This window comes from Pseudomonas sp. YH-1 (assembly GCF_051990045.1).
GTDB lineage: Bacteria > Pseudomonadota > Gammaproteobacteria > Pseudomonadales > Pseudomonadaceae > Pseudomonas > Pseudomonas nicosulfuronedens.
The window spans coordinates 3,978,116-3,999,390 of the sequence record NZ_CP178184.1; the positions used below are offsets into that span (position 1 = coordinate 3,978,116).

General features: G+C 64.4%; 17 protein-coding genes and 3 pseudogenes. 13 read left to right on the plus strand and 7 right to left on the minus strand.

The genetic code is table 11. The features are described from left to right. Positions 1-173: 173 nt before the first annotated feature. The 4 genes from ACKI1H_RS18375 to ACKI1H_RS18390 form a co-directional block, all read right to left on the minus strand. Positions 174-629, minus strand: a complete 456-nt coding sequence (locus ACKI1H_RS18375) for a group II truncated hemoglobin (protein ID WP_440465864.1) — start codon at positions 627-629, stop codon at positions 174-176. A 255-nt stretch (positions 630-884) separates the two neighbouring features. Then, complete coding sequence (locus ACKI1H_RS18380; RefSeq protein WP_440465865.1) at positions 885-1,712, minus strand: SDR family NAD(P)-dependent oxidoreductase; 828 nt, start codon at positions 1,710-1,712, stop codon at positions 885-887. Beyond that, positions 1,709-2,626 (minus strand): alpha/beta fold hydrolase, encoded by a 918-nt coding sequence (locus ACKI1H_RS18385; protein WP_440465866.1) that lies wholly within the window; start codon positions 2,624-2,626, stop codon positions 1,709-1,711. The genes ACKI1H_RS18380 and ACKI1H_RS18385 overlap by 4 nt, the downstream gene beginning before the upstream one ends. Next, positions 2,623-4,116 (minus strand): flavin-containing monooxygenase, encoded by a 1,494-nt coding sequence (locus ACKI1H_RS18390; RefSeq protein ID WP_440465867.1) that lies wholly within the window; start codon positions 4,114-4,116, stop codon positions 2,623-2,625. The genes ACKI1H_RS18385 and ACKI1H_RS18390 overlap by 4 nt, the downstream gene beginning before the upstream one ends. 118 nt (positions 4,117-4,234) lie before the next feature. On the opposite strand from ACKI1H_RS18390, the gene ACKI1H_RS18395 reads away from it, so the two are divergent. From ACKI1H_RS18395 to ACKI1H_RS18420, 6 genes and pseudogenes are all read left to right on the plus strand, one after another. Further along, positions 4,235-4,897 carry a TetR/AcrR family transcriptional regulator gene (locus ACKI1H_RS18395; protein WP_138525661.1) on the plus strand — a complete coding sequence of 221 codons (663 nt, stop codon included), beginning with the start codon at positions 4,235-4,237 and terminating at the stop codon, positions 4,895-4,897. Between the two features lie 471 nt (positions 4,898-5,368). Next, positions 5,369-5,965, plus strand: a complete 597-nt coding sequence (locus ACKI1H_RS18400) for a paraquat-inducible protein A (RefSeq protein WP_440465868.1) — start codon at positions 5,369-5,371, stop codon at positions 5,963-5,965. Next, positions 5,962-6,591 carry a paraquat-inducible protein A gene (locus tag ACKI1H_RS18405; protein ID WP_138525663.1) on the plus strand — a complete coding sequence of 210 codons (630 nt, stop codon included), beginning with the start codon at positions 5,962-5,964 and terminating at the stop codon, positions 6,589-6,591. The genes ACKI1H_RS18400 and ACKI1H_RS18405 overlap by 4 nt, the downstream gene beginning before the upstream one ends. After that, the gene (locus ACKI1H_RS18410) at positions 6,578-8,212 is read left to right on the plus strand and encodes a PqiB family protein (RefSeq protein WP_440465869.1); all 1,635 of its coding nucleotides are present in this window, start codon (positions 6,578-6,580) and stop codon (positions 8,210-8,212) included. The genes ACKI1H_RS18405 and ACKI1H_RS18410 overlap by 14 nt, the downstream gene beginning before the upstream one ends. A 17-nt stretch (positions 8,213-8,229) precedes the next feature. Continuing rightward, the gene (locus tag ACKI1H_RS18415; protein WP_138525665.1) at positions 8,230-8,763 is read left to right on the plus strand and encodes a PqiC family protein; all 534 of its coding nucleotides are present in this window, start codon (positions 8,230-8,232) and stop codon (positions 8,761-8,763) included. A gap of 68 nt (positions 8,764-8,831) precedes the next feature. Further along, positions 8,832-8,939, plus strand: a pseudogene (locus tag ACKI1H_RS18420) (hypothetical protein); the annotation flags it as partial. 6 nt (positions 8,940-8,945) lie between these two features. On the opposite strand, the gene ACKI1H_RS18425 reads toward ACKI1H_RS18420, so the two are convergent. Continuing rightward, on the minus strand, positions 8,946-9,185 hold the full coding sequence (locus tag ACKI1H_RS18425) for a hypothetical protein (protein WP_440465870.1): 240 nt from the start codon (positions 9,183-9,185) through the stop codon (positions 8,946-8,948). Between the two features lie 157 nt (positions 9,186-9,342). Between ACKI1H_RS18425 and ACKI1H_RS18430 the strand changes: the two genes are divergently transcribed. From ACKI1H_RS18430 to ACKI1H_RS18445, 4 genes and pseudogenes are all read left to right on the plus strand, one after another. After that, on the plus strand, positions 9,343-11,175 hold the full coding sequence (locus ACKI1H_RS18430) for a DUF1302 domain-containing protein (protein ID WP_246084925.1): 1,833 nt from the start codon (positions 9,343-9,345) through the stop codon (positions 11,173-11,175). 16 nt (positions 11,176-11,191) lie between these two features. Continuing rightward, positions 11,192-12,562: a DUF1329 domain-containing protein gene (locus ACKI1H_RS18435; protein ID WP_138525667.1), complete on the plus strand. Its 1,371-nt coding sequence runs from the start codon at positions 11,192-11,194 to the stop codon at positions 12,560-12,562. 1,490 nt (positions 12,563-14,052) lie between these two features. After that, positions 14,053-14,943 (plus strand): annotated as a pseudogene (locus tag ACKI1H_RS18440) (hypothetical protein); the annotation flags it as partial. Between the two features lie 111 nt (positions 14,944-15,054). Then, positions 15,055-15,243, plus strand: a pseudogene (locus ACKI1H_RS18445) (response regulator transcription factor); the annotation flags it as partial. A 17-nt stretch (positions 15,244-15,260) separates the two neighbouring features. On the opposite strand, the gene ACKI1H_RS18450 reads toward ACKI1H_RS18445, so the two are convergent. Beyond that, positions 15,261-16,256: an AraC family transcriptional regulator gene (locus ACKI1H_RS18450; protein WP_246084922.1), complete on the minus strand. Its 996-nt coding sequence runs from the start codon at positions 16,254-16,256 to the stop codon at positions 15,261-15,263. A 172-nt stretch (positions 16,257-16,428) separates the two neighbouring features. Between ACKI1H_RS18450 and ACKI1H_RS18455 the strand changes: the two genes are divergently transcribed. Continuing rightward, entirely contained in the window at positions 16,429-18,015 is a 1,587-nt protein-coding gene (locus ACKI1H_RS18455; RefSeq protein ID WP_440468887.1) for a GMC family oxidoreductase, read from the plus strand. Positions 18,016-18,216: 201 nt separating this feature from the next. On the opposite strand, the gene ACKI1H_RS18460 is transcribed toward ACKI1H_RS18455, so the two are convergent. Next, positions 18,217-18,735, minus strand: coding sequence for a ProQ/FinO family protein (locus tag ACKI1H_RS18460; protein WP_440465871.1), 519 nt, complete (start codon positions 18,733-18,735; stop codon positions 18,217-18,219). A 278-nt stretch (positions 18,736-19,013) separates the two neighbouring features. Here ACKI1H_RS18460 and ACKI1H_RS18465 point away from each other — a divergent pair, with 278 nt between their 5' ends. Then, positions 19,014-19,679 (plus strand): TetR/AcrR family transcriptional regulator, encoded by a 666-nt coding sequence (locus tag ACKI1H_RS18465; protein ID WP_138525671.1) that lies wholly within the window; start codon positions 19,014-19,016, stop codon positions 19,677-19,679. 56 nt (positions 19,680-19,735) lie between these two features. Then, positions 19,736-21,262, plus strand: coding sequence for an MDR family MFS transporter (locus ACKI1H_RS18470; RefSeq protein WP_138525672.1), 1,527 nt, complete (start codon positions 19,736-19,738; stop codon positions 21,260-21,262). Positions 21,263-21,275 lie beyond the last annotated feature (13 nt).

A 21,275-nucleotide genomic window follows, 5' to 3' on the forward strand; every position in this document is an offset into this window, starting at 1 on the left:
GGCCTGACCGGGTGGAAAACAGGTCGGCCCTTGCGAGTCTGTCACGGTACTGGATCTCGAGTTGACCTCGGCATTGCGTGTCCGCTAGGACCCGGTCGTTGCCAATTGCAACCGGCAGACATCGGGCGAAGACATCTTGGCTGGGCAACGGTCCGGCAGGCGGTGCAGGTAGCTCAGCTGTGCCGCGCCTGGCTCGCCTGTACTACCCGCCGCGCTGGCACACGCAGCTGCGTCAGCAGGTAGTCGGCGAACTCCTGCGAGAAGGGCTGTAGGGCAATGGCGCGCTCCATGCAGCCCAGCCAGGCGGCACTGCGGGATTCATCGATCGGCCACTGGGCGTGGAAGGACGGGATGGAGATGGAGCCGTACTTTTCACTGAACAGTCTGGGGCCGCCCAGCCAGCCACTGAGGAAGCAAGCCAGTTTGTCGCGAGACTGTTCCAGGTTCTCCGGATGCATGCGGCGCAGCTCGGCCGCATCCGGAAGTTCATCCATCAACCGGTAGAAGTCATCGACCAGGCGGCGTAGGCCGTCGATGCCGCCAGCGGCCTGGTAGGAGGCATCGTCTGTGCCGAAGGGAAGAGGGCTGCTCACGGTCGGGGCTCGCTGAAGTTTGCGGAACCTGATCATACTCGGCGCGCCAGCGGATGGCCGCAGGCTCGTGCCGTCCCACTCGTCGCCACTTCAGGCTCGGTGCCCTTGCTGTTCGTATTCCAATCCTTTCCTGGCCGGCGCAGCGGACCTCGCACAGTCGAGGTCATGGGGGGCCAAAGATTACCCGATGCTCGCAGGAAGTCCGCCAGACCTGAGGTGAGCGCCGGCAGCGGTGCGGAGCAAAGAGGCCAGCAGGGCCGGCCTCGGAATTGCCCGGCGGGTGAGGGGCTTTTACCTTGCTCGACCGCGCTGATTCATCAGCCGCTCGACGATGCCCCAGTAGTTCACTGGCACCAGTCGCTCGATGATCGAGAGGATCAGCGCATCCATGCCGACGATGACCCGTGCGCGGTCTTTCTCGATGCCGTTGAGGATGATGCCTGCCGCCTTGGAGGGCGGCATGCGCAGCAGGCGGTTCATTTCCTTGCGCTGGCGTTCGACCTCGGCCGGGTCGATGTCCTTCGGGGCCTTGGCGTTGGTGGCGATGGAGGTGGCGATGCCGCCCGGATGGACGACCATCATGTCCACGCTGCTGCCTCGCAATTCATGGCGCAAGGAGTTGCTGAAGCCGCGCACGGCGAATTTGCTCGCGCTGTAGGCGGCCTGGCCGGGCGGGGAAACCAGGCCGTAGAGGCTGGACACGTTGACGAACTTGCCGCGGGCGCCGTTGCGCTGGAGCACCGGCAGGAAGCCGCGGGTGATGTCGACGACGGCCTGGAAGTTGATCGCCATGAGCCAGTCGAAGTCTTCCTCGCTCACCCGGTCGAAGCTGCCACCGACGGCAACGCCGGCATTGTTGATCACCAGGTGGACTGTCGGGTGCTCCTGCAGTACCTGTTCCGGGAGCGTGCGAACGGCATCCCGTTGCGCGAGGTCGAGCACATGCAGGCTGATGTGGCGGTCGGTGCGGGGGAGGCGGGCGAGGGTCTCGCGCAGGCCGGCCTCGTCGCGGTCGACCAGGGCCAGGTGGCAGCCTTTTCCCGCAAGCTGCTGCGCGAGGGCGCGGCCGATGCCGCTGGCTGCCCCGGTGAGCACGGCAACCTGATTATCGAGGTTCATGATTGTTGTCCTGAGTGACGCTGGATGTGGTCGGCAATCAAGCGGGAGAGCTGATGCGCCTGGTAGGAGTCGATCTGGTGGCGCATGCCACGGATCACCTGATGGGTCGCGCGGGGAATCGCCCTGGCGGTTGCTTCACCGCCGCTGGGGTGGACCATCCGGTCCCGGTCCCCGTGGAGCACCAGGCTGGGTGCGCTGATGGTTTGCAAGTGGGCCGTGCGGTCGCCGGAGCGGAGGATCGCGCCGATCTGCCGGAACAGCGCCCTCGCGTCGGCGCGCTCTCCGTTGCGCACCCAGGCCAGTGCGGAATAGTCCTGCCATTGGCTCAGCGCGTCCGGCGCGTTGGCGTCGCCGATGTGGCTCATCATCGCGCTGTAGCTGGCTATCGCTTCGTCCCGCGACGTTGGCGCCTTGGCCCGCGACAGGCGCCAGAGTGTCGAGTAGGCGGGCTGGCCGACGCGTCGGTTGCCCGTGGTCGAGAAGATCGACACCAGCGACTTCACCCGGCCCGGATGGCGGTAGGCGAGGGTCTGGGCAATCATCCCGCCCATGGACATGCCGACCAGATGGGCGGTGCCGATGCCCAGGTGTTCGAGCAACTGGGCGGTATCGTCGGCCATCTGCTCGAGGCCATAGCAGGCATCCGGGGCCTTGCCGCGTAACTGCTGGAACTGGCTTGGATGGGGCGTCGAGCTGCGCCCGGAGCGCCCGGCGTCGCGGTTGTCGAAGCAGATGACCCGCAGGCCGCTCTCCACCAGGCGGTCGATCAGTGCGGCAGGCCAATACACCATCTGCAGGCCGAGCCCTGCGATCAGCACCAGGGCCGGTGATGTCTCGCTACCGTGTTCCGAGTAACAGAGACGCAGGCCGCTGGGCAGTGTCGCGAAGCGTTCTTCGTGCAGGGCCAGGCTCATGCGTGCGCTCCTCCCACCTTGGCGGAGACGAACTCCAGGGCTGGGTCGTCGATACGCCCCTTGCGAAACACCTTCACGTCGGCAGCGTAGCTCCAGGACATGGACCAGGGATGCTTGGTGCCCTGCCGGGGCAGTTTGTCGAGGGAGCGCTGGACGTAGCCGGCACCGAAGTTCAGCAGCGGTTCGGTCTTCATCGACGGGTCGGCCCTGGGGGTGCAGACCTCATGGCCACGCTTCTCCATGTAGCCGAGCAGCCGCGTGAAGTGTTCGCACAGCAGGCCGATCTTCAGCGTCCAGGACGAGGAGGTGTAGCCGATGGCGATGGCGAAGTTGGGGATGCCGCTGAGCAGCATGCCCTTGTAGGTGACGCACTGCGCCAGGGGCACCACCTGGCCGTCGATCTTCGGCTGGATACCGCCCAGTGGCTGCAGGTTCAGGCCGGTGGCGGTGACGATCAGGTCGGCTTCGAGGTGTTCGCCCGAGCGAAGCTGGATGCCGGTCGGGGTGAAGCGCTCGATGTGGTCGGTGACGATCGACGCCTTGCCCGAGGAGATCACCTTGAACAGATCGCCGCCGGGCACTGCGCACATGCGCTGTTCCCAGGGGTTGTAGGGCGGGTTGAAGTGAACGTCCACCGGGTAGCCTTCCGGTAGCATCCGGCTGTTCAGCTTGCGGATGATCTCGCGGGCCTTGTTCGGGAAGCGCTGGCAGAAGGCGTAGACCCAGCGTTGTTTGGCGATGTTGAAGCGGCGCGTCAGGGCAAACGCCAGGTCGACGCCCAGCCACGGACGAAGCCGGCGCGCGATCGGGTCCTGCGCGGGCACCGGCAGCACATAGGTCGGCGTGCGTTGCAGCATGGTGATATGCGCGGCTTCCGCCGCCATCGATGGAATCAGGGTCACCGCCGTGGCGCCGCTGCCGATGACGACTACACGCTTGCCGCGGTAGTCGAGGTTCTCCGGCCAGTGCTGGGGGTGCACAATCGGTCCCTGGAACTGCTCCTGGTCCTGGAAGTCGGGAGCGAAGCCCTGGTCGTAGCGGTAGTAGCCGGCGGCGGTGAATATCCAGCGCGCCTCGATGACCTGCGTCTCGTGGCTGTCTTCACGGCGGACCGTGACCTGCCAGCGCTGCCGTTCGCTCGACCAGTCGGTGTCGATCACCCGATGCTGGAAGCGGATGTTCCGGTCAATGCCATTCTCGCGGGCGGTTTCGGCGATGTAGGCCTTGATCGAGGCACCATCGGCAATAGCCTTGTTCTCCTTCCACGGCTTGAAGCCGTAGCCGAAGGTGAAGAGGTCGGAGTCGGAGCGGATGCCTGGATAGCGGAACAGATCCCAGGTACCGCCCAGGTCGGCGCGCGCCTCGATGATGGTGTAGGAGAGGGTCGGGCAGTCCTTCTGCAGGTGGTAGGCGGCACCGATGCCGGAGATGCCGGCACCGATGATCAGGACGTCGACAGAAGCGGGGCCGTGGTTTTTTGTTTTAGTCATCGAGTTGCACCCTGGTTATGACAACGAGTGGTCATGACAACGAATGGTTGTGACAACAGTTGTTGTCAGTTAACTCTGGGGTGTGACAACGCTTGTTGTCAAGGAGTAAGATTTCGCCATGAGTGAATTACCTTCCCCCGCCGATGCGTCGGCGGAGCGCACCTATTCCGGTGTGGCAGTGGCCGAGCGTGCCGCCCAGCGGCGGCAGCGCTTCATCGAGGCCGGTATCGAGCTGTTCGGTACCGTGGGCTACCACGCCACCACCATGCGCACCCTCACGGCGGCGACGGGCCTGACCAACCGCTACTTCTACGAGTCCTTCACGACCATGGAGGACCTGCTGGTGGCCTGCTACGAGCAGCTCATGGCCGATTACCGCGAGCGCCTCAGCCAGGTGCTGGACGCGGCGGCGGGTGGCGTGGAGCTGCGCCTGCGTGCGGGGCTGACCTGTTTCTTCGAGGCCATGACCAATCCCCAGTTCGCCCAGGTGACCCACCGCGAAGTGCTGGGTGTCAGCCCGCGGGTCGACGAGCTCTACAGCCGGCACATGGGGGAGTTCGCCGAACTGATGATGGAGTACCTCGAGCGTGCGGGCGTGCCGATCGCTTCCCATGATCCGCGCGAGATGGCGCTGGTCGGTGCGGCGCTGGCCGGCTCGGCCATCCATGCCGCCGCGGCCTGGGTGCGCAGCCGTTACTCGGCGCCGATCGGTGTGGTGGTGGAGGCGACCCTGAAGATCTTCCTCGGCGCGGTAGGGCAGTTGCAGGCACCGAGGAGCTGAGGGTCGGCAGCGGGCGGCCCGCGCTGGGCCCAGGATGTTTTCACGGGGCCGCTCGAGCTCGCCGGAGCCTTCCGTGCCTTTCAACTGGGTCTGCTTGAGTGCCAGCTTGTTCGGGGTGTCGCGGATAAGGCTGCCGATTTGAATCCGGTCCGGCGGAACACCCTGGAGATATCGCAAGGAGCACGGTGATTTCAGGGGGGCGCAAGGCATGAAGGAATCGCGCCTCGACGCAGGTCCCTGCTGAAGTGGTACCCGCCCAGTATCGTCGGCGCATGCCGCGCTGCTGTTATGCAGTGGAGTGTGGGCTCAGCATTTCCTTAGCGAGATTTCGCCGCGTCGCCGCCCATATCGAAAATCCTCGACTAGTCTTCTGCTGACATCTTCCGGATCGCTCCAGAGCCCGCAACAAGGCTCTCGTCGTGGATAGCGATTTTCCTGGCCGGCAGTCGCCGGCTCGCTACGAGAGCGCCTATGGCAGCGGCCAGTGACCTGATCATTTGCGAGTACTGCGACGCGGTGTACGAACGCCAGCCGCTACAGCGTCACCAGCGTGCGGCGTGTGTGCGCTGCGGCGGGGTGCTGCAGCGGCACAATGCGTTGACGGTGCAGCAACGCTTGGCGCTGGCGCTGACCGGCGCCGTGCTGTTGGCTTTCGCCAATGCCTATCCCGTGATGACTATCAGCATGCAGGGCCTGAGCAACTCTGCGACGCTTTGGGATGCCGTGCTGATCCTCAGCAACGGTCCCATCACCTTCATTGCACTGATCACCGGCCTTGCGATCATCCTGGCGCCGGCCCTGCAGGTCTCGTTGCTCCTCTGGGTGCTGACCTTCGCCCTCGCTGGGCACCGTGCCCCGGCTTTCGCCTTCTGTATGCGCTGGCTGGAAGCGCTGCGGCCCTGGAGCATGCTGGAAGTCTGTTTGCTGGGCACGATGGTCGCGGTGATCAAGCTGGCTGGGTTGCTGGATGTGATCCCCGGTATCGGCCTGGTGGCCATGGCTGCGCTGAGCGTGTTGATCATCGCCATCGCCGGCAAGGACATCCGTGATCTGTGGGAGCGCGTATGAGCACGCCGCCGCTGGCCAGCGACCTGCACCTTTGCCTGTGCCACGGCTGCGGCGTGGCCTGCGATACCCGTCGCAATGCCCACCGTTGCGAGCGCTGCGGAGCACCGCTGCATAGCCGCAAGCACGACGCCATCGCCCGCGGCTGGGCGTATCTGGTGGCGGCGCTGATCTTCTACGTACCGGCCAACCTGTTGCCGGTCATGCATACCGAGATGCTCGGCCAGGGTATCGACAGCACCATCGGCGGCGGTGTGCTCGAGTTCTGGGAAAGCGGCGCGTGGGACATCGCCCTGATCATCTTCATCGCCAGCATCGGTGTGCCGGCGATCAAGTTCCTGTCCCTCGGGCTGCTGCTTTGGACCGCCCAGCATCGTAGCGCCTGGGCGCGCCGGCAACGCTCGCAGCTGTATCGCTTCGTCGAGCTGATCGGTTACTGGTCGATGCTCGACGTCATGGTCGTGGCGCTGGTGGCGGCCCTCGTGCAGATGCGCGAGCTGGGCACCATCGAGCCGCGCGCCGGCATTCTCTTCTTTGGAATGGTCGTGGTGTTCACCATGCTCGCGGCCATGAGTTTCGATCCACGGCATATCTGGGATGAGGGAGACCCTATCGATGGCGCACACTGAGCAGCACACCCCGGGGCAACCGCAGGTCCGCACCCGGCGCTGGAGCGTCTCGCTTGTCTGGATCGTGCCGATCGTGGCTCTGCTGATCGGTGCCTCGCTGATCGTGCGCAGCTGGTTGGAGCAGGGGCCGACCATCGAGATCTCCTTCAAGACCGGCGAGGGCCTGGTCGCCCACAAGACGCAGGTGAAGTACCGCAGCGTGGTGATCGGCGAAGTCGAGGGCGTCGAGCTGGCCAAGGACAAGAACAGTGTCACTGCCAGCGTCAAATTGAACAAGGAAGCCGAATCCTTCGCCACCGAAGGCGCGAAGTTCTGGGTCGTTCGCCCGCGCATTGGCGCCGGTGGCGTGACGGGCGTCGACACGCTGCTCTCGGGCAATTTCATCGGCGCCGACGCGGGCGAATCCAGCAAGCCGCAGAAGCGCTTCACCGGCCTGGAAGCGCCGCCGCCGATCACCTACGGCGAGAAGGGCAAGAGTTTCGTCCTGCGCGCCGACGACCTGGGCTCGCTGGATATTGGTTCACCCATCTATTACCGCAAGATTCCGGTGGGTCAGGTGACCTCCTACGGTTTGCGCAGCGACGGCAAGGGCGTGGATCTGGGTATCTTCATCAAGGCGCCCAATGACGCCTTCGTGACCCAGAACACGCGTTTCTGGAACGCCAGTGGCGTCGATGTCGACGTCAGCGCCAACGGCCTGAAGGTGAACACCGAATCGCTGTCGGCGCTGCTGGTCGGAGGGCTGGCCTTTGGCGCTCCCGAGGGCAGCGAGGAATCGGCCGCCGCCCAGGACAGCCAGGCCTTCGACCTCTACGCCGACCGTGACAATGCCCTGGCTCCGCCCACCGGCCTGCCGCAGTACCTGCGCCTGCGCTTCGACCAGTCCATGCGTGGCTTGAGCGTCGGCGCGCCGGTGGAGTTCATGGGCGTCGAGTTCGGCAAGGTCACCAATATCCAGTTGGACTACGACGAGAAACTGCAGATATTCCCGGTGGTGGTCGATGCGGTGATCTACCCGCAGCGCCTCGGACCTGTCCACCAGAAAATGCTCAAGGTGTTCGACAGCACCGTGGGGGACCAGAGCGGTGTCACCCGTGTGATCGGCAGCTTCGTCGAGCACGGCATGCGCGCTCAGGCTCGCAGTGGCAACCTGTTGACCGGGCAGCTGTACATCTCGCTGGACTTCTATCCCGATGCCAAACCCGTGGCCTTCGATGCCACTGCACGGCCGCTGCGTATCCCGACGGTGCCCAGCAGCCTGGCGAAGCTCCAGGAACAATTGCAGGCCGTGGTGGACCGCATCGGCAAGCTGCCGCTCGAACGCATCGCCAACAACCTGGACGGCAACCTGCGTGAGCTGCAGACCAGCCTCAAGCAGTTCAACACCCAGACGCTACCGGGGGTTACCAAGACCCTGGATGAGGTCCGTACGACGCTGGCCTCGGCCAATTCGGCGCTGGGCGAGAACTCGCCGCAGCGCGAAAAGCTCAGCGACACCCTGGATGAGTTGGACCGCATGTCGCGCTCCCTGCGCGACCTGTCGGACTACCTGGGGCGTCACCCGGAATCGCTGATCCGCGGGCGGCCGAAGAACGCCGACGCCGATAACCTTCAGCCCTGATCAAGGAGAGACTTCAGATGCCGAAGCTGCCCATGCTTCTCCTGGCCGGCCTGTTCCCCATGATGTGGGGCTGCAGTAGTGCGCCCATCCATTACCACACGCTCGTGCCCGCCCAGCCGGGCGGACCGGCCAGCGGCCAGGTGAAGGTGGAGCGGGTGTCCATGCCGCCGCAGGTCGATCGCTCGCAGCTCGTCATTCGCCAGGGTGGCAGCGGCTTGGCAATCCTGGAAACCGAGTGGTGGGGCGCCAACCTGGTGGATGAATTCCGCAACGCCCTTGAAGACCAGCTCGGAGCGCCGGGTTCGGGCGCCGCGTTGCTGCGCGTGGACGTGCAGCGCTTCGACTCGGTGCCGGGCCAGTACGCGTTGCTCGATGCGCGCTGGCGCTTGCAGCGTCGCGGTTCGGACAAACCTCTGGTCTGCCGCAGCAGCTTGCAGACACCGGCCGGTCCCAGCGTCGAGGCGCTGGTGGTTGCGCAGCAGACCAACCTGCGCAAGTTCGCCGAGCAGGTGGCGCAGGCCAACGCTGGCGGCGGCACGCGCTGTCCGTGATGGCCAGCGGGCGGTCGAGGCACCCTCAATAGATCGCCAGCGTCGGGGCTTGCGTTATCAGGCGCTGCCCCCGGCGCGCCCCTGTGTTTCGTTGCATTGCCGAGGTTGCGCGGCCAGCCTGCGAGGAAGTGGCGGCCCAGCTGCGCAAGCAAGGCCATGATGTGCAGGTGCCGGAGCGCGCTTCACTTGGCTGATTTCCAACTTTCGACATCCGCACTTGGAAAGATGGCCTGAGCGAGGATGCTCGCCTTGGCGGTCTTGTGGATGCCTGTCTGTACCGAGCTTGCATCAGACCAAGTAATGAACATTTCACGACAGGCCAATCGACGGTAGCGCACGTATCGGGAAGCTTGTTCGTTGGCTCCTCGCCAGAAGAGCGTCGTCCATCTGCCAGCTAACGCCAGCGACAGGGTCGCGCTCATACCTAAGTATGATTTTTTGAATCCCTACTTCGTCGCTTACGTGGAGCAGGCTTACTGATTAGTTTTCCCGGGCCAACACCAACCACGGGAAAGCCGCATGACAACAAAAACAGCGCGCGCCGGATTCGTCCCAAACGCACTTGCACTTGCCGTAGCAATGGGCTGTGCCGCACAGATCCAAGCCGCGACATTCACTATCGGTGAGATCGAGGGGACTTTCGATTCCTCTCTGTCCGTGGGGGCCAGTTGGGCGCTTCGCGGTGGCGATCCGGACCTGATTGGCGTCAACAATGGTGGCAAGGGTCTGTCGCAGACCTCCGACGACGGTCACCTGAACTTCAAGAAGGGCAAGACCTTCTCGAAGATCTTCAAGGGTATCCACGACCTCGAGCTCAAGTACGAAGACACCGGCGTGTTCCTGCGCGGTAAGTACTGGTACGACTTCGAGCTCAAGGATGAAAGCCGCCCGTTCAAGGACATCAGCGACAGCGGCCGCAAGGAAGGCGCCAAGTCCTCCGGCGCGCAGATGCTCGATGCCTTCGTCTACCACAACTACACCATCGCCGATCAGCCGGGCTCGGTCCGCCTGGGCAAGCAGGTGGTGAGCTGGGGCGAGAGCACCTTCATCCTCAACAGCATCAACTCGATCAACCCGATCGACGTGGCCGCCTTTCGCCGCCCCGGCGCCGAGATCAAGGAAGGCCTGATCCCGGTCAACATGTTCTATGTGTCCCAGAGCCTGACCGACAGCCTCTCCGCCGAAGCCTTCTACCAGCTGGAGTGGGACCAGACCGTCGTCGACAACTGCGGCACCTTCTTCTCCCAGGCCGACGTGGTGGCCGATGGCTGCTCGAACAACCTGCGCCTGCTGACCAACAACCTGGCCGCGGGCCGCGCGATCAATGCCGCGCTGCCGGGCACCTCGATGGACATCGACCAGAACGGCGAGGGCACCCTGGTACGCCGTGCCGGCGACCGCGATGCCCGTGACAGCGGTCAGTGGGGCCTGGCGCTGCGCTATCTGTTCGACCCGCTGAACACCGAGTTCGGCGCCTATTTCATGAACTACCACAGCCGCGCACCGTTCCTGAGCGTGACCTCGCCGTCGCAGGGGCTCTACAACGTTGCTGCCCGGGCCGGTGCCGGTGCACCGCTGGTGGTGGCGGGCAACTCCAGCTACTTCATGGAGTACCCCGAGGATATTCACCTGTACGGCCTGAGCTTCTCCACCACCTTGCCCACCGGTACGGCCTGGAGCGGCGAGGTGAGTTATCGACCCAACGCGCCGGTGCAGCTCAATACCACCGACCTGTTGTTCGCCGGCGTCGGGCCACTGGCGGCGATCAACCCGGCCTTCGCCGCCTACGGCAACGCGTCGGTGCTCGACGCCACGCCGGGGCAGGACCTGCACGGCTATCGCCGCAAGGAAATCACCCAGTTCCAGACCACCCTGACGCACTTCTTCGACCAGGTGATGGGCGCCGAACGCCTGACCCTCGTCGGCGAGCTGGGCGTGGTGCATGTAGGCGGCCTGGATTCGCGGCAGGACGCGCGCTATGGCCGCGACCCCGTCTACGGTCCGGGAGAGCTACCCGCCACCGGCACGGTCAATACCTGCCGTGCGCTGAACCAGACCACCATTGCCGGCGCGGTGGGCAACAACGATTACACCAACCTGACCACCAACTGCGATAACGACGGCTACGTGACTTCCACGTCCTGGGGTTATCGCGCCCGGGCGATCTGGGACTACAACAGCGTGTTTGCCGGGGTGAACCTGCGCCCGAACATCAGCTGGTCCCACGACGTCCACGGCTACGGCCCCAACGGCCTGTTCAACGAGGGCAACAAGGCCATCAGCTTTGGCGTTGATGCGGACTACGCCAACACCTACACCACCAGCCTTTCCTACACCGACTTCTTCGGCGGCGACTTCAACACCTCGGTCGACCGCGACTTCGTCGCACTCAGTTTCGGCGTGAACTTCTAACGCAGAGGACCAAGCAATGCTCAATCAACGATTCCTGATGCAGTCCGGCGTGCTGGCCCTGTCCTTGCTGGCCAGCAGCGTAATGGCAGCGGCTCCTGCGGCCGAAGTGGCCCAACTGGGCGCCAGCCTGACGCCCATGGGCGCGGAAAAGGCCGGTAATGCCGATGGCAGTATCCCGGCCTGGACCGGCGGCTTGCCAGTCAACGCCGGCGCGGTCGACGCCAAGGGCTTCCTGGCGGACCCCTTCGCCAATGAAAAACCGCTGTTCGTGATCACCGCCGCCAACGCCGAGCAGTACAAGGCCAAGCTCACCGACGGCCAGATGGCGATGTTCAAGCGCTATCCGGACACCTACAAGATCCCGGTCTATCCGACCCATCGCACCGCCGCGCTGCCGGACGAAATCTATGCCGCCGCCAAGACCAGCGCCCAGCGCACCGAATTGCTAGCCGGCGGCAATGGCCTGCAGAACTTCGACAGCCGCTACTACGCCTTCCCGATTCCCAAGACCGGCGTGGAACTGGTGTGGAACCACGAGACGCGTTACCGCGGCGGTAACATCCACCGTTACATCACCCGCGTGCAGCCGCAGGTAGACGGTACCTTTTCGATGGTGCATTTCGAGGACGAGGTGTCGTACCCGGCCAACCTGGCGGACTTCGACAAGGAGAAGGGCGGCAACATCCTCTTCTACTTCATCCAGCGCGTGACCGCGCCAGCGCGCCTGGCGGGCAACGTCCTGCTGGTGCACGAGACCATCGACCAGGTGACGGAGCCACGTCAGGCCTGGGTCTATAACGCCGGCCAGCGCCGCGTGCGCCGGGCTCCGCAGGTGGCCTACGACGGCCCGGCAACGGCCGCCGACGGTCTGGCCACCTCCGACAACTACGACATGTACAACGGCTCGCCGGATCGCTATGACTGGAAACTCGTCGGCAAGAAGGAGCTGTACATCCCTTACAACAGCTACAAGCTGGATTCGCCATCGCTCAAGTACGACGACATCATCAAGGCCGGCCACATCAACCAGGACCTGACCCGCTATGAGCTGCACCGCGTGTGGGAAGTCGTCGGCACCCTGAAGAGCGGCGAGCGGCATATCTACGCCAAGCGCCACATGTTCTTCGACGAGGACACCTGGCAACTGGCGGAGGTCGACCACTACGATGGTCGCGGCCAGCTCTGGCGCGTCGGCGAAGGCCACGCCCAGCAGTACTACAACCAGAAGGTGCCGGGTTATACCGCCGAAGCCCTCTACGACGTCATCTCCGGGCGCTACTCGGTCATGGGCCTGAAGAACGAAGAGCGGCAGAGCATCGTGTTCGGTGCCAAGGCCCTTGCCGCGGACTACACCCCGGCGGCGCTGCGCCAGACTGGCGTGCGCTGAGGCTGCAGGGTTTCACAGAGCAACTCCGTGTTGGGCGGCCCATGGGCCGCCCTTTTTTGTGCCAGATCGTCGGCAAGTCCAATACAGCCGGCGCTTCAATCCGTACGATGCCTCCTTTGTCTCACTGCAAACCAACGAGTAACGCCATGCCCACGGCGACTATCTACACGGACCCGTGCCGCGCTCCCGCCTTGCCCACCGGCTTCCTGCCACGCCCACGCCTGAGCCAGGCGCTTCTTCACTCTTCGTGCCGCTTGCGGCTGATCTGCGCCCCGGCCGGTAGTGGCAAGAGCGTGCTGCTGCGCGAGTGCGCCCAGGCTCGACCGGAAGGCACGCGCCTGCACTGGCTGGATCTGAAGGGGCTGCGCCTGGATGAAGACTCACTGCTGAGTCTCCTGGCCAAGGCGCTCGGCCTGGTTGGCAATGACGTGGGCAGCGTGCTTGCCTGCCTGGCGCAACAGGATGGCCCTCTCTGGATCATGCTCGATGACCTGCCGCAGCTGGGTGATGAGCGTCTTGACCGGCTCCTCGACCTGCTGCTTCACGCCTCGTCGGCAAATGTGCGTTGGTGGCTCGCGAGCCGACGTCGGCCTGCCTGCAAGCTGGAGCGATTGCTGCTGGAAGGGGAGTTGTTCGAGCTCGGGGCTGACGATCTGGCCATGACCGCTGCCGAGTTGCGCGATCTGCTGGGTAGTCTTTATGGCGAAGCTCCGCCTGCAACGGTGCAGGCGCTGATGGCTCAGACGGATGGGTGGTTCGCTGGCATCCGCTTGCGCCTGCATGGCCGCGATCCTGGTCAGCCACCAGAGGCCGCTCAGGGCAATGCACTGGTTCGCCGGTATCTGGAGCAGGAGGTGCTCGCCGAGCTGTCGGACGACTTGCGACAGGCGCTTTGCAAGCTTTCCTGCCTGCAGGATTTCGATGCCTCTCTCTGCGAGCATGTGCTCGGTGTTGGCGAAGGTCAGCTGTTGCTTCAGCAATTGCTGGAGGCGGGCGTATTCATCGAAACGCTGGACAGCGATCAAGGGCTGCATCGCGTGAGGCCAGCGGTGGGAAGCATCCTCGCAGCGGAGGTGGCGCAGAATCTCAAGCGCGCTCTGTTCCGCCATGCATGCCAATGGGCGGCGGGGCGCGAGCAGATTCGCCAAGCCATCGACTATGCATTGCTGGCTGACCAGGCTGAGATCGCCGCCAGTCTCTTGCAGCACTTCAACCGCGACAGGTTGCTGCACGGTAGCCAGATGGCGCGCGTGCTTCGCTGGCGCAACCTTTTACCCGTGGAACTCATTTCCAGTACCCCTCGGCTGCTGATCCTCAACTCCTGGGCGCTGCTCATCAGCGGTCGGCTGGATGAAGCCGAGATCTGCGCCGCGCAACTGCAACGGTTTCTGCCGCAGCCGACGGCGCAGCGCCAGCGTGAACTGCTCGCACAGTGCCAGGCACTCAGCGGCAAGCTCGAGTACCACCGCGGCAGGGTCGATACCCCGCATATGCGCGAGGCGCTGGAGAACCTGCCGGAGTCCGCCTGGGCACAACACGTGATAGTGCTGACAGCGCTCATCGAAGTGGAAATAGTCGACGGGCGCCTCGAGACGGCCCAGCAGTTCCACCGCGACGCCATCAGAGTGGCTCGCCGCCACGGCAGCCGGGTGCTCGAGGCCTTGCTGCTGCTGCAGCAGGTACAGCTCCTGGAGATGCGCGGCGAGCTCAAGGCCGCACTGCGCCTGGCGGAACAGCTCCACCACGAGCTGAATGCTTCGGGGAGGGGCGAAGCCAATCCGCTGAGTGGTCGAACAAGATTGCGCCTGGGAGCGTTGCTGACTCGCTTGGGCCAATACGCCGCGGCCCGTGGACACTTCGAGGCTGGATTGCAGGAGTGCCTGGACTGCGAAGATCCAGCCGCCTCCTGGGGATACATAGGGCTGGCCGAGCTGGATGCGATGCAACAGTCCCTTTCGCAAGCCCATCTCCGTCTCGCCGATGCCGAGCGGTTGCTGCAGTTCCGCAACATCACCGAGCCGCTGTACCAGAATCTGCTGCTGCTGGGTTACGCCCGGCTCTGGATCCAGGAGGGGCACGCCAGCCGTGCCCGCGCTGCGCTGGAAGCGTGTCTGCTGCAGTACAGCGGCCCCGCCCGCAAGAGGCCACCCTATGGCAACCCCGAGTTGGTGCAACACCTCCAGCTGGCGCTTGCCCATGCACGCCTGGCGTCGGGGGAGGATGTCTCGGCAATCTTCGAAGGGATGCTCAAGGCTGCCCTTCAGCAGGAGCGGCGCGCTCTGGCGGTGGAACTGTGGTTCGGCCTGGCCGAGGCACACTATGCCAAGGGCCAGCAGCTCTCCGCGCGGCGGGCGTTGCTGGATGCGATGTCGCTGTCCCGGCAGATCGGCATGGTCAGTGCGGAGTACGCTTGCAGCCTGCGCAATCCGGGCCTGGTTCGCTGGGGGAAGGAATCCCTCCGAGCCGACGACCAGCAGCCCGCCGCGGTGCTGCTCAGCCCGCGTGAGCTGTCGGTGCTGAAGATGATCGCCCAGGGGTTGTCCAACCAGGACATTGCCGAGCAGCTCTTCATTTCCCTGCACACGGTCAAGAGCCATGCGCAGAAGATCAATGTGAAGCTTGGAGTGGCGCGCCGCACCCAGGCCATCGTCCGCGCCAAGGAGCTGGGGCTGGTGAGATAGCGCCGCGATGCTCCGTCCTAGTCAGGCAGATCGGCCGATAGCGAGGCGTCTGCGGCATCGAGCAACTGTCGGCGCATTCCGCGCGGCGTGTCATCGAACCAGCGGCGGCAGGCACGGTTGAAGACGCTTTGTTCGCTGTAGCCCAGCAGGCCAGCCACCTGGGACAGTGGCATATGGCGCTCGGCCAGATAGCGCTGCGCACAGGAGCGCCGAGCCTGTTCCAGCAACGCCTCGAAGCCCGTTCCCTCGTCGGCAAGGCGCCGTTGCAGCACCCGTTCATGCAACCCCAGCTGCTCGGCGATCAGGCTGATGCGGCAGCGCTGAGTCGGCAACGTCCGCAGGATCAGCGTTTCCACTTGCCGCACCAGGCCAGCGGAGCCCTGTGCATCGAAGGGGCTGAGGTAGTCCAGCAATACCCGGTGTAACTGGGCGTCCTGACGCTCGATTCGCTGGCCGAGCTGGTCCGGGCTCAGGATCAGGGCATTGCAGTCCTGGCCGAAATAGATGGTCGTCCTGAAGTAGCGCCGGTACCGGGCGGAGGGCAGTGAGCCGGCCCCGGCGAGCAGAAGGGCCTGGGCGCTGAACTGGCTGCCGCAGAGCAATTTCATCGTGTTGTATCCCACGCCCAGCGCGAGGTCCTGCATCTGTCGCCGCCTCGTTGGGCCGGGCAGGCGGATCTCGATCACCAGCCGGGGCGCCTCAGGCTCCGAGCGGTCGAGTTGCACGTCGATGCCGGGGCTGTGGTAGCCGATGAAGCGCGATATCTCCTCCAGTGCCTGGCCGACGGTTGCCGAGTTTCGCGCAATCAGTGCGACGGGCCCCAGGACATGCAGGTCCTGATACTCCGCCATGCGCAGACCCAGGTCGGGGCAGTCCAGCTCATTGGCAGCACATTCGAGCACCGCCACCAGCGATCTCAGCGGGACCCGCGCGTCGTCATCTTCGAGTGCGCGTGGGTCGATCTGGAAGCGACGCAGGAACTGGGCAGGATCGCCGCCCAGCTGCGCGACCAACTGCGGAAATCCAATGAACGAGGTGGTGCGGATGAGTGCTGTCACAGTCGTCAAAAATCAAATGCTAGTCGTCAAGGATCAATTAATTTGCTCCTCATCGACGAAGAATTCCAGACCCCGGCACCCCGTGATCTGCCGGGTGCCCATCATCCGCGAACCGAGAAGAACAAGTATGGAATTCGATTACGTCATCGTTGGTGCCGGCTCGGCTGGCTGCGTACTCGCTAATCGCCTCAGTGCCGATCCGTCAGTGCGGGTGTGCCTGCTGGAGGCCGGTTCCGAAGACACCTCCCCGTTGATCCATGCTCCGATCGGCGTGGCGGCGATCCTCCCGACGCGCCATGTGAACTGGGCATTGCAGACGGTGCCACAGCCAGGCCTGATGGGGCGCCATGGGTACCAGCCACGGGGGAAAACCCTGGGGGGCAGCAGTTCGATCAACGGTATGATCTACATCCGTGGTCACCGCAGCGACTACGACGACTGGCAAGCCCTCGGTAACCCCGGCTGGTCCTATGATGACGTCCTGCCGTACTTCCGGAAAAGTGAAGGCCACCATCTGGGTGGCAGCCCTTTCCATGGCGGCGAGGGCGAGTTGCATGTGGGGCGGGTGCAGCCGCACGCGGTCACCAATGCGTTCCTTGACGCGGCCGGCCAGGCGGGCCATCAACGCAACGCCGACTTCAATGGCGCCGAGCAGGAGGGCGTGGGGCACTACGACGTGACCATTCACGATGGGCGCCGCTGGAGCGCCGCCGCCGCCTTCCTCAAGCCCATCCGCGAGCTGCGCGGCAACCTGACCGTCATTACCGGTGCGCATGCTCAGCGTATCCTGCTGCAAGGCAAGCGTGCGGTGGGTATGCAGGTATCGCTGAAAGGCGAGCGCCTGGAGATCCGGGCGCGCCGTGAGGTCCTGCTCAGTGCAGGGGCGTTTGCCAGCCCGCAGCTACTGATGCTTTCGGGAATCGGCGCGCAGAGCGAACTCAAGCCCCAGGGCATTGCCTTGCACCATGAACTGCCCGGGGTCGGGCAGAACCTTCAGGATCATCCCGATATCGTGGCCTGCTACAAAAGCCACGACACCTCGCTGCTGGGAATCTCCGCCAGCGGTACGGTAAAGATGGGAAAGGCCTTCGTCGAATATGCGCGCCACAAGACCGGTCCTTTCGCCAGCAACTGCGCGGAGAGTGGGGGGTTCCTCAAGACCTCGCAGGAGCTGCCACGCCCGGACATCCAGCTGCACGCGGTCATCGGACCGATCGACGACCATGGCAGAAAGCTGCATTGGGGGCACGGCTTCAGCTGTCACGTTTGCGTGCTGCGTCCCAAGAGCGTCGGCAGCGTCGGATTGCACTCGGCCGATCCTTTCGCGCCGCCGCGCATCGACCCGAATTTCCTCGGCCACGACGACGATGTCGGCACGCTGCTCAAGGGCTATCGCATGGTGCGGGAAATCGTGGGGCAGTCGCCGCTGGCGCGCTATGGCCTGAAGGACCTGTACGGCAGCGACCTGGCCAGCGATGAGCAATTGATCGAGCTGTTGCGCAGGCGCACCGACACCGTCTATCACCCTGTCGGTACCTGCAAGATGGGGAGCGACGAGATGGCCGTGGTGGACAACCAGCTCCGCGTGCATGGCATCGAAGGGCTCAGGGTTGTCGATGCCTCGATCATGCCGACCCTGATCGGGGGCAACACCAACGCACCGACCATCATGATTGCTGAGAGAGCCGCTGAGTGGATCAGGGCGGCGCAATGACCCGATCGGCAGGCAGCTATCGCATGTGCCTTTGAACCGGATTCGCCCGGGCTCTGTTGCGGAGCTCGCTCGCACGCCAGGCGGGTAGGGCGCTAGCGGTTCAGCGCATCGGCAGTCACCGGCAGCTTCTGACCCGAAGCTGCCGTGTTGGCCAGTCACTCGCCGGAGGGATTGCCGAGACGATGAAAGCCGCGACCGGGCTCAGTCCGAAGACTGAGCCGTGGTGGTATCGGAAGTGGTTTCGGCGGTGGCGGGAGTACGATTTTTCAACTTCTCCCGATTCCGACGCTCCTGGCTGCGTTGCCGCGAAGCCTGCTGCTTCGCGTGCAGCGCCTGGGCGGCGGTCACGCTGCCGACTGCCTGGCCGTTCAAGTCCAGGCGCGGTGCGTTCTCCACCATGCTGGCCCAGTATCGAGCTCCCCGGCACCACGCCGCGACACCCAGTTTGAGCTGCTCGCTGGTTATCCCGAGTTGCGCCAGGTGTTGCTCGGCATCCTTGAGAATCCCTTCCTTGAGCGGAACCTTGGGCGCCGGATTCACGGGGAAGGCCAATGGAAAATGCCGCTGCAATCGCCAGATCGCTTCCAGCGCAGGATCCTGCTCACGAGGTTTCTCCTGCGGTGGGGCCTTCGGCTTGCGGCGCTTCTCGCCAGCGGCCTTGGCCTGCTCTTTTTCTGCCCGCAGGCGGTCACGTAGCCCAGCTAGTTGTTCAAAACCCATTGTTCAATTCACAGCTTCGAGGTTGATTGCGTGGTGCAAGGTTATTCCATACAGCCCTTGGGATCACCTGAATCAGCACAAATCGTCTCTGTTTTCGTCGGCAAATGATGAATCCACCGCCGACAAAGGCTCCTGGTAGTAGCGTCCCCGGTGGTCGAGGTCGCTCATTCTGAAGCCGTCGCTGGGGGCGCAGTTCGTCGTTAAATCTAAATTTAAATTGAATTTAGAGTTTGCCTGCGTCAGTCTGGTCGACATCGTTCCTGCGCCAAGGAAAACCCATGGCCTCCCGCGAATCCCGTAAAGATGGTGAAGCGACCCGAATCCGCATCCTCGAAGCCGCCGGCGAACTGCTCGCGACCCTCGGTTTCGCCGAAACCAGCAACAAGGCGGTGGCCGCCAAGGCGGAGGTGGACCTGGCCTCGATCAACTACCACTTCGGCAGCCGCAGCGGTCTTTACCAAGCGGTGCTTGGGGAGGCCCGGCGGCGCTTTCTCGATATTGCCGATCTGCAGCGGATCATCCAGGCCGAGCAACCCGCGCCGGACAAGCTGCTTGCACTGACCGAACTGGTGGTGCGCAAGGCGTCGCGTGGACGAGAGAGCTGGCATTTGCGAGTGCTCGCCGCCGAAGCCCTGGCGCCCAGCAGCCACGGTCAGGAGGTGCTGCATCCGCAGAAGGCGCTGAAGCTGACGTTGCTCAAGCAGCTGTTCAGCGAGATCACCGGGATCCCGGCAGACGACCCCACGCTGGTCCCCTGCATCCTCAGCGTGACCGCGCCCTGGGCAATGCTGCTGATCGGCCCCCGCGGCGGGCACGGTGCCCTGCGCGACATCCTCGACATGCCCGGTGAAGTGGTCACCGCGCAGCTGTACAGCTTCACCCTGGCGGGCCTGCGGGAGGTAGGTCGTCAGTACCAACTGCGGGCTACCGCGGCGGACTGCTGAGTCCGCACACGGCTGCATTCCCGCGCAACGATGTCCCCTCTCTTCAGGTCAGCCCCATGCAACCGGCTTCCGATCAAACCCTGGCCAGCCATGCGAGTCCCGCAGCCGACGCCGGGGAGGCACAACCCTCCATTCCCCTGTTGCTGGCGGCTTTGCTGCTGGTGATGTTCCTCGCGGCGCTGGACCAGACCATCGTGTCCACTGCCTTGCCTACCATCGTCGGCGAACTGGGCAGCCTGCATCTGCTGTCCTGGGTGGTGACCGCCTACCTGCTGGCCTCCACCGTCGTGGTGCCGCTGTACGGCAAGTTCGGCGACCTGTATGGCCGCAAGCTGGTGCTGCAGACCGCCATCGTGCTGTTCCTGGTGGGTTCGGCACTCTGCGGGCTGGCGCAGAACATGACTGAGCTGATTCTCCTGCGCGCGCTTCAGGGACTGGGCGGGGGAGGACTGATGGTGGTGGCGATGGCGGCGATTGGCGATGTCATTCCGCCGGCCGAGCGTGGCCGCTACCAGGGGCTGTTCGGTGGTGTGTTCGGCCTTGCCACCGTGGTCGGCCCGCTGGTGGGCGGCTTCCTGGTCGAGCAGCTGTCCTGGCGCTGGATCTTCTACATCAACCTGCCACTGGGGCTGCTCGCCCTGCTGGTGATCGGTAGTGCATTCAAGCCCCACGTCGCGCGGGTGAAGCACGTCATCGACTACTTCGGCGCGTTTTTCCTGACCCTGGCGCTGGCCTCGCTGGTGCTGATCACCAGCCTGGGCGGCAGCACCCTGAAATGGGCCTCGATCGACATCATGGTCCTGGCGCTCTTCGCTGTCGTCGGGCTGATCGGCTTCGTCCACGAACAGCGCATCGCCGCCGAACCGATCATGCCGCTGCACCTGTTCCGCCATCGAACCTTCGTCCTCGCCGGGCTGATCGGCTTCACCGTCGGTGTTTCGCTGTTCGGCTCGGTGACCTTCCTGCCGCTCTACATGCAGGTGGTCAAGGATGCCACGCCGACCAGTGCGGGCTTGCAGATGCTGCCGCTGATGGGGGCGATGCTGATCGTCTCGGCAGTCACCGGCAGGCTGATCAGCCGCTGGGGACGTTACCGGGTATTCCCCATTCTCGGCACGTTGCTGCAGGCCATCGCCCTGGCGCTGCTGAGCCGCCTCGACCTGCAGTCGTCGATGGTCCAGATGAATCTCTACATGGCCTTGCTGGGCGCGGGGTTGGGCATGGTGATGCAGGTGCTGATCCTGGCGGTGCAGAACAGCGTCGAGTTCCGCCACATGGGCGTGGCCACTTCCGGCGCGACATTGTTCCGCTCCATTGGCGGTTCCATTGGCGTCTCGGTGTTCGGCGCGCTGTTCTCCCACGAGCTGATGAGCCGGCTCGCCGGCAGCTTCCCGGCCAGCGCCGGCTCCCCGGCCAACCTGTCGCCGGCCGCCGTGCATGCCTTGCCGGTGGCGCTGCAGCAGACCTACCTGCAGGCCTTTTCCGGGGCGATGCATTGGGTGTTCCTGGTGGCATGCCTGGTCAGCGCCGTGGCTTTCGCACTGTCGTGGCTGTTGCAGGAAGTGCCGCTGCGCACGGCCTGACTCGCCCACAAGG